Source organism: uncultured Mailhella sp., from assembly GCF_905187505.1.
Classification (GTDB): domain Bacteria; phylum Desulfobacterota; class Desulfovibrionia; order Desulfovibrionales; family Desulfovibrionaceae; genus Mailhella.
This window is the reverse complement of the sequence record NZ_CAJJIC010000102.1, coordinates 1-8,573: the sequence shown is the minus strand read 5'-3', so window position 1 is coordinate 8,573 and position 8,573 is coordinate 1. Positions and strand designations below refer to the sequence as shown.

Genomic DNA, 8,573 nt, shown 5'->3' with positions numbered 1-8,573 from the left:
CTGGCAACGCCTTCGATTTCAAAATGCTCGTTGATCTGCTTGATCTTGGTATCGGTGATGCCTTCCACTTCCTTCAGCTCGTCGTAGCTGGAGAAGTCGCCCACATTTTCACGATATTCCACAATCTTTCTGGCAAGGTCGGGACCGATGTTGGGATCGGCGGCGAGTTCTTCCTCGGTGGCACTGTTCAGATTGGCCTTTTCGGCAGCAAAGGCGGTACCGGTGAAGCACAGGGCCGCAACAGCGAAGCATGCAAGAATACGCTTGATATCCATGACAGTTTCTCCTGAAAATAAAGGTGGAAAACGTTGTTCCGTTCTAATACTCACTTGAACTTCTCATGTCAAGCGCCTTAAAAAGGCATTAAAATTTCGCCTTCTTTTTATATATCATTTCTCTTATTTTGTGAAGGGGTTAACAAGAAGGGGCGCTGAAAAAATTTTTCCGTCTCCGACTCAGTGCAGCCCCTGTGCGGAGCCTTCAAAGGTAAAGTCTTCCGGACGAATCAAAATCCAGACTCTCCCTCCCTTTTGCAGCCTCATGTTCTGCACGGAGTCAAAAGACAGTATGGCGCAAAAATCGAGAACGTCATCCTCCAGCCGGACCATGACCCTGGCTTCCCCGTCGTGTTCCAAAACGTCCGTCACCTTTCCGGGAAAACAGTTGTCGGACATCGTCTCCACGGGCAGCACGCAGACCTGAAGAGAACGGACGAAGACCGCAGTCGTCTGCCTTTCGACCAGTTCGAGACGCGTGAACGTGCGCGTGGAACAACGTACCAGAAAGGTCATGCCGCCCCGCGTCCGGATCGCCAGAAGACAGGAAAAAGCGCCCTTATGCACAAGGGTCAGGGCTCCCGACACGACATTGTGGCGCCCTGTACGGCTGACATGCTCCCATCGGCGAAAAGCCTTCCGCAATCGGGCCTCATCCTCCGGCTTCGGAGCTCCGCCCTCCCCTCTGCCGAGAAAAAATTCCACCACGCTCAGCGGTATGCCCTGACGCAAGAGCTCCTGCTCGCGAAAATCACGAAGATCCGTGGGACTTACGCCGGGCAGTCCGGCCTCACGTGCCCGAGAGGCAAAGACGCGTCGGACATAGGCGGGATCCAGATGACAAAGTCCGCCTCTTGCCCTGACGTTGCAGGGTGAGTCGCGCAGCTCCGCAAGACGCTTCAGCGCCGCATCCGGAAGAGGAAGCACGCGCGCCCATTTGCCTCGCACATAAAGAACGCCCTTCTCCGTGTCCATGTCGGCCGTGTCGTCCAAGGCAAGCGCCTCTCCCAGGCGCAGCGCCGCAAAGCGTATCAGAAGACACACCATGAGCACCCGTGAACGGGAGCACTGCTGCGACGGTGAAGCCGCGCACTCATACCAGTGATAAAAAGCCTGAAGAAAAGCACGAAGACTCGTTTCTTCCATGTCCCTAGATTCCGACAGTCCGAGTTCATCCATGTTCTGCTGTTCCTGTTTTCGGCGAAGCCTAGCAGAAGCAATCTCGATTTTCCAGAAAAAAGGACTTCATTGGCGGCGGCGAGGAATGTGTTATTTTGAAAACCCCGCTTCTTCCGCATAGAGCGTGCGGAAAGCGGAACATGGCTTGCCGTCCTGAGCCATCCCCATTATATCGGGGATGAGCCGTCTGCGGGATGCGCCTGCCGGCCCGCACGCCGGAACAATTTCCCGCCAACCCAACAAACATCGGATGCTTCATGAATATAGGCAATCATACCTTCAGTGAATTCAAGGCCATGGCCGAACGCTTCCACGGTTATGCCGCTCCTGGACTTCTGCTCGGCGGCTACATGGTGGCCCTTGCGCAGCGTCATCTTCCGGAAGGCACGCTGTTCGAGGCCGTTTCCGAAACCCGCAAATGCCTGCCCGATGCCGTGCAGCTCCTTTCCTTGTGCAGCATGGGCAACAACTGGGTGAAAGTGCGTGACATCGGCCGCTATGCCGTGACCTTGTACGACAAATACACCGGCAGAGGCGTTCGTGTGAGCGTGGATGTCGAAAAGCTCAAAGCCTTTCCGGAATACTACTCCTGGCTCATGAAGAAAAAGCCCAAGAAGGAACAGAATGAAGCGGAACTGCTCCGGGAGATCGAGGAAGCGGGCGACAGCATCTGCCGGGTTCAGGACGTGACCGTGCACGGAGCCCTTCTCGGCCATGCTCCGAGCGGCGCGGTGGCCGTCTGTCCCGTATGCGGAGAAGGCTATCCTTTAAAGGATGGACCAATCTGCCGGGCCTGTCAGGGAGAGCGCTACTACATAAGTCACAGCACTGCGCCCAAGACGACGCCCGGCTCTTCCGCTCCCGGCATCCGCATCGTATCCGCCGAGGACGCCGTCGGCAAAGTGCTCGCTCATGACATGACGCGCATCGTTCCCGGTGAATTCAAGGGATCCGCCTTTACCGCCGGCCAGACGGTAAGCCCCGGAGATCTCTGCCGACTCCAGCAGATAGGCAGATTCGACGTGGCGGTACTTGACGAAGAAGTCCCCGCCGCTTCCGACCCCGAGGCTCCGGCGCACGAAAACGAGGCTGCGGAGAGCTTCGCCCGCCGCATGGCCGGAAACGGAGTCCGTTATTCCCTTCCTCCCCGGGAAGGAAAAATCGACTTCGTGGCAGACTGCTCCGGCCTGCTTTCCGTGGACGTGAAAAAACTTGAGCGCTTCAACCTCGTGCCCGACGTCATGTGCGCTTCCCGTCAGGACGCCACGCTCGTTCAGGAAGGCAAAAAGATAGCCGGAACCCGCGCCATTCCTCTGTTTCTGGATCGCGCGCGTCTCGGCCAGGCTCTCGCCGTGCTCGGCGACGAACCGCTTTTCACCGTCACGCCGCTGCGACGCGCCCGCATGGGGGTGCTTGTCACGGGCACGGAAGTGTTCAACGGCCTTATTGAGGACAAGTTCATTCCCGTCATGCAGGAAAAGGCAAGACAGTACGGATGCGACGTCATCCGCACCGCTATCGTGCCGGACGACAGACGGAAAATTGCGGCCGAAGTGCAGACCATGAAGGAAGCGGGCATAGATCTTCTGGTCACCACGGGCGGAATGTCCGTGGACCCGGGCGACGTGACGAGGCCAGCCCTGCTCGATGCCGGTCTGACCGACATGCTCTACGGCATGCCGGTACTGCCCGGCGCCATGGCCATGGTGGGACGCATCGAAACGCCTTCCGGGGACATTCAGGTCATGGGCGTGCCCGCCTGCGCGCTTTTCTTCAAGAACACCGTGTTCGATCTGCTTCTGCCGCGCCTTCTGGCCGGTCGCCGCATCACGCGAGGAGAACTGGCACGCCTCGGCGAAGGCGGATACTGCACTGCCTGCCCCGTGTGCACCTATCCCAAATGCGGATTCGGGAAATAGCATGATCGGTCTCGTTCTGGCCGGAGGCCTGTCCTCTCGTTTCGGAAACGACAAGTCCCGCGTCGTCGTTCATGACGGCGCGGGCGACATGGTGGACTTCAGCCTCGGACTGCTCGGCAGGGTGGATGACGTACAGGGCCTTGCGATCTCCTGCCGTCCCGATCAGACAGAGCGCATGAAAAAAAAAGGCGTCACGCTCATTCCCGATGAGGATATCGGCCGCCCCACGCCTCTGCGTGGACTGGTTGCCGCGCTGCGCCGCTTGAAGACCTCCCTGCTGGCCGTTCCCTGCGACCTTCCTCTCATGACGCCTGACATTCTCAACCTCCTGGTTCGGGCCAGAGCGAACCGCATGGAGACCGGGCTTCCCCAAAAATCCCTGCTTCGTACGACGTTCATCGATCAGGACGGCTTCATCGAATCGCTCATCGGCATTTATGAACTTGAGAGCCTTCCTTTTCTGGAAGACGCTCTTGCTCAGAAACGCTGGGGCATATGGTCCGCCGTTCCCGCCGAGGGAAATTGTCTTGTTCCTCATCCCGATTCCCCGGCCTTTCTCAACATGAACACCCCGGAAGAGTTTGCCCGAGCCGTCCACCTGTTGAAGCGTTCCACCGAAGAACTCGCACTCTGACAAAAAATTCCGCTTCAGAACAGTGCCGTGTGCCGGTCAATTCCCTTGATCCGCTGCTCGTCGCAGTGATTTCCATGAAAAAGCCCCAGGAGGTCGTTGCTTCCCGGGGCTTTCATGATATGCGACCTCGTGTCAGGCCAAAATAAGCCGCTTTCCGTCCTCCCGCTCGGACGTCACCCGTCCCACGCAAAACGCCGGCTCTCCGAGAGCCTTCAGTCTCTCGCAGGCTTCCTGACTGCGCGCGGCCGGAACGGCCAGCAGAAGCCCGCCCGAGGTCTGTGCGTCGAAGGCCAGCGTAGCGCGAAGCTCGTCCGCGTCGTCCGACACCAGCGTACGGCAGGCGCAGTAGTCTCTGTTGCGGTACGTCCCCGCGGGGATAAGTCCGCAGGAAGCGAACTCCTCCACCTGCTCCATGAAAGGAAGCGCCGACGTGTCCAGTTCCACGCATACATGGGAACCTCCCGCCATTTCCAGCGCGTGCCCGCCTATGCCGAATCCGGTAATGTCCGTGGCGGCCTTGAGTCCCATGTCCCGCAGGACAATGGATGCGTGGGCGTTCAGTCTCGTCGTCCAGCGGTACATTTCCCTCTCCGCCTCATCACTTCCCGGCCATTTGGCCTTGACGGCCGTGGCAAGCACCCCCGTGCCGAGCGGCTTGGTGAGAATGAGCACGTCGCCGATCTGAAGTCCGTCGTTGCGCGCCGCCCGCTCGGGATCAATCACTCCCGTGACGGACAGCCCGAACTTAATCCATTCGTCGTCAAGCGTGTGCCCTCCGGCCAGCACGGCACCGGCCTCGGCCACCTTTTCCATGGCTCCCGACAAAATGTCGGCCAGCACGGAAAGCGGCGTGTCCGACTCGGACGAAGGGGAAGGAAAAGCCGCAATGTTCATGACCGACCACGGCCAGCCGCCCATGGCGTACACGTCGGACAGCGCGTTGGCCGCCGCCGTCTGACCGAACAGTCTCGCGTCGTTGCCCAGCGGGCCGAGGATGTCCACGGTCTGCACCAGCGCAAGTCCTGCCGGCGGCGCTTTTACCAGCACGGCATCCTCGTTGTTGGAAAAGCCGTGCAGAATGCGCCCTTCCCGGTCGGGAGGAGGCGTAATGTCGGAAAGAATCTGCTCCAGCAACTCGGGAGCCGTCTTCGCCGCTCAGCCGGCACCTCTGGTCTTGTCCATCAGGCAGAATGTCGCCATACAATCTCCGTGCAAGGGGCACAGGTTTCAATCTCGTTTCAGGGCTTCGGCCACGCCGTCAGCCACGAAGGGCATGAAGGAAGCAATGGATGAAGCAGGATTCGGACAGGCAAGCCGACCGATCAGCCTGGCACTCTGCGCGGCCAGAAGACAGGACTCCCCGACAGGTCTGCCCGAGGCGGCAAAGGCCGTAAGAAGTCCGGTGACAAGATCGCCCGTCCCTCCTACGGGTTCCATGAAGGGAATGCAGGGCTCGGTCACCCGTCCAGTCTCCCGTCCTTCTTCCATGATAATGTCGGCGGAACCTTTGACAAGCAGAATTCTTGCACTGTCGCCGTGTTCCCACGCCCGTGCGGCCAGTTCATCCGCCCTGTTGTCCTCCGACAGAAGGAATCCGCGGGTATAGAACGGATGCGGAGCCTTTTCATCCGCCAGGAAGGCAAGCTCCCCGGCATCCGGCGTGAACACGTCATATTTCGCGGCATAACCACTCATTTTGGCGGCATACATGAACCCCGCGTCGGCAACGAGCGCAGGCATGGGAAACGGCCGCGATTCCAGAGCCATGAGAATCCGGTTGTGCCCGTCCACGCTGGGGAAAAGATAATGAAAGGTCAGTCCGGCCACATCCCCCGACTCCGGCGTGCTCAGCCAGGAAGAAAGGAATTCGTACAGCGCCGCACTGCCTTTTGACGAGCCGCAGTCTCCGGCCAGCAGCACCATAGGAGGCTGACCTCCGAGCTTTTCCAGCGCCAGAACGGCGGCTGCCGCAAGCGCGGGCGTGCCCCGCTGCACGGGAACGGCAGGCACCGTGCCTTTTCCAGAGCACATGAAAACTGAGCAGGGAACAAGCGTTTCGCCCTCCACGCGCCATGTGCCCATGCAGAGCGGGAAGTCATCATCCGGCACAGTGCCGCAGACAAGCCAGCTCATGACTCTCCTCCCTCCCGCCACAAACGACGGGCTTCAAGAAACGCCTTCTGAAGCGCGTATGAGCACAGCGTATGCCCCTGAACTCTGGGTTCCTGCGCACCCGCTATGGATTCTCCCACCAGAATGGACGCCAGATAGGGAACATCCGGGCATCCGCCGCCGGACACGTTGACGATGCGTCCGGATGCGCGCTCCACGGTGATCTTCACGTTGGCGGCCTGCACCATGAACCAGTTGCCGTAATCCTTTGTCCGATACAGCGATACCGGTTCCAGCAGAGGTCCGCTCACCGGCACCACGTTCAACGGAGAGAGACGCTCCTTTTCCAGAACTCGGCGTACGGCGGATTCCATGATGAGCGGAAACGTCACCACCATGTCGCAGCCGGACCGAAGTTCCGGCGGCGGCCCCTTGACCTCCACCGAAAATCCGGCTGCCTGAAGGCAACGTTCCGCTCGTATGACCTCGCCGGTATGCTGAAAGACCAGAAAGCCCTTCTCCACGGCAGAAGAGTCTTCCGCTTCTCTGCCGTTACGCCGCTTCAGCCAGCCGGTCAGTTTCCCAAGCATTACTTGCGCAGCTCCAGACGAACGACGCCGTTGCCCTCTTCTCTGACTTCGATGCTCCAGCCGTTGCGAGCCGCGGCACGACTCACATTTTCCTGACTTGTCGTGTTGTCCACGAGCACGTCGACAGGATCATTGCCGGAAAGATGGGGATATACCATAAGCACAGGCTGAGGACAGGAAAGTCCGCGCGTATCGATAAGCATAGTCATACTCCTTACAGACTCAGGCTTTTCTGGAAAAGGCAAAACCGATGACGAGACAGACGACAAGTCCGATGAGCGTTCCCTGAACGCCGTATGCTCCGATGCCGGACGCGGAACTTGCCGTGCCGAGGTTATGGGCCATGGCCGCGCCCGCCAGCATGCCGAGCGCAAAGATGGCCGCATCGCTGTCGCCCTCACCGGCCATGAAAAGCTGTCTGCCGGGGCAGCCGCCGGCAAGCGCAAACGCCAGACCGGCCGTCACCATGCCGAGGAAGTTCCACAGGCCGTCGGTATGGGCCACGGGCTGATTGGCAAAACCGGCATGGAAGCCACCGGTAAGCAGATTGGCCACAAGTGCGGCAACAAACATGGCCAGAACACCGAAGAAAAGATGGCCGTAGCGGAAAAGAATGAGGTCACGGAACGCACCCATGGTGCAGAAACGGCTGCGCTGAGCCAGGGCTCCGATGACGAGCGCCACGCCGAAGGACAACAGGAAGGGAGCATGGGAAGCGCCGGGCCCGCTCACGGAATAGAAGATGGGGCCGCTCTGCGCCTGACCGGGCACCTGCGGGAAGGCAAGGTAAAGGCACAGAAGGCCTGCCATGAGCAGAGGGAAGAACCACCCTGCGGCGGCATTCTGCTTGACGCTGCTGCCGAGAGAATAGCCTCTTTTGAAGAACAGCGTGCCTCCGGCGATGCCGCAGATGAGTCCGGCAATGCCGAACAGTGCGTTGCCGTCGCCGCCGGCAAGGCGAAGAATGGTGCGCCAGGGACAGCCGAGAAAGACCAGCGCTCCCACGGCCGCGACCATGCCGAGTATGAAACGCACGATGGGCGCAGACCCGCCGCGCGGACGGAACTCTCCGGCCATGAGCGCCATGGCCATGGAACCGAGCACAAAGCCGATGATTTCGGGACGGATGTACTGCACGATGGCGGCGCGATGCAGACCGAGACCGCCTGCGATGTCGCGCTCGAAGCAGGCCACGCAAATGCCCATGTTGGCAGGATTGCCGAATTTCTGCAGCAGAATGGCTGCAACGCCGATGACTGCGCCGACAAAAATGATGCCGGCCGTGCTGGCAAAGGGATTCTTGCCTTTCATAAAGACTCCTCCTGTGAATGTGTCACCATGACCATGCCGCAGTCCGGAAAACGGAACGGCAGCGAAGACCGTGTACCCTGCACGGGGTCAGGCGGAAGGAAGAGCCCGGATTTCAGACAGAAAAAGCCGTCGCACGTCCGAAGACAATCAGGGGAACTTCCAGTTCCGCTGACCTCGGACGTCAGGTACCGCCGAGGAACTGACGTTCCACGGAAAAAGCGACCGTTGCCGGTCCGACGTACCTGGTTGCGAACATGGCATCCCCTGACATGATTTTTCTGAGATATATCCCCCGGTCTTTCTGCTGGCAAGAAAAAATGTCCCGAACATACAAACGCGCAGAAATCCCAAAAGGGCTCTTCGTACACATTCTCCTCTGCGGGCACTCCGGATCAAGACCGCGGACAGACGCACCTTGAAGACCGAGTTCTTTGCCCGAAAGACGTTCAAAACCGGTACGGCGCTCTTTTCACCCGTCGGACTTCCCCTTCTTGCAGGGCTTGCCTGCGCATGATACACGGAAACATTCATATTGAGGTTTCCCGTCCATGAC

The 8,573-nt window shown here is 59.5% G+C and carries 9 protein-coding genes; 2 read left to right on the top strand and 7 right to left on the bottom strand.

Features of this window, described 5'->3' with window-relative positions; genetic code table 11:
- Together QZZ60_RS08970 and QZZ60_RS08965 are read right to left on the bottom strand one after the other, a co-directional pair.
- A partial coding sequence (locus QZZ60_RS08970; RefSeq protein ID WP_295640655.1) for a helix-hairpin-helix domain-containing protein occupies positions 1 to 275 on the bottom strand: 275 nt, incomplete at its 3' end.
- Between the two features lie 180 nt (positions 276 to 455).
- Entirely contained in the window at positions 456 to 1,454 is a 999-nt protein-coding gene (locus tag QZZ60_RS08965) for a TOBE domain-containing protein (protein ID WP_295640653.1), read from the bottom strand.
- 257 nt (positions 1,455 to 1,711) lie between these two features.
- Here QZZ60_RS08965 and QZZ60_RS08960 point away from each other — a divergent pair, with 257 nt between their 5' ends.
- Positions 1,712 to 3,373: an FmdE family protein gene (locus QZZ60_RS08960; RefSeq protein WP_295640651.1), complete on the top strand. Its 1,662-nt coding sequence runs from the start codon at positions 1,712 to 1,714 to the stop codon at positions 3,371 to 3,373.
- 1 nt (position 3,374) lies between these two features.
- Entirely contained in the window at positions 3,375 to 4,007 is a 633-nt protein-coding gene (locus tag QZZ60_RS08955) for a molybdenum cofactor guanylyltransferase (protein WP_295640649.1), read from the top strand.
- A 132-nt stretch (positions 4,008 to 4,139) separates the two neighbouring features.
- Here QZZ60_RS08955 and selD read toward each other — a convergent pair whose 3' ends face one another.
- The 5 genes from selD to yedE are packed head-to-tail and all read right to left on the bottom strand — an operon-like array spanning position 4,140 to position 8,020.
- On the bottom strand, positions 4,140 to 5,207 hold the full coding sequence (gene selD, locus QZZ60_RS08950; protein ID WP_295640647.1) for a selenide, water dikinase SelD: 1,068 nt from the start codon (positions 5,205 to 5,207) through the stop codon (positions 4,140 to 4,142).
- Between the two features lie 27 nt (positions 5,208 to 5,234).
- Positions 5,235 to 6,140, bottom strand: coding sequence for an NAD(P)H-hydrate dehydratase (locus QZZ60_RS08945; RefSeq protein WP_295640645.1), 906 nt, complete (start codon positions 6,138 to 6,140; stop codon positions 5,235 to 5,237).
- The gene (locus QZZ60_RS08940) at positions 6,137 to 6,709 is read right to left on the bottom strand and encodes a DUF3343 domain-containing protein (RefSeq protein ID WP_295640643.1); all 573 of its coding nucleotides are present in this window, start codon (positions 6,707 to 6,709) and stop codon (positions 6,137 to 6,139) included. Before QZZ60_RS08940 ends, QZZ60_RS08945 begins: the two co-directional genes overlap by 4 nt.
- Positions 6,709 to 6,912, bottom strand: a complete 204-nt coding sequence (locus tag QZZ60_RS08935) for a sulfurtransferase TusA family protein (protein WP_367119413.1) — start codon at positions 6,910 to 6,912, stop codon at positions 6,709 to 6,711. The genes QZZ60_RS08940 and QZZ60_RS08935 overlap by 1 nt, the downstream gene beginning before the upstream one ends.
- A 19-nt stretch (positions 6,913 to 6,931) precedes the next feature.
- Entirely contained in the window at positions 6,932 to 8,020 is a 1,089-nt protein-coding gene (gene yedE / locus QZZ60_RS08930) for a YedE family putative selenium transporter (RefSeq protein ID WP_295640639.1), read from the bottom strand.
- Positions 8,021 to 8,573: the final 553 nt, after the last annotated feature.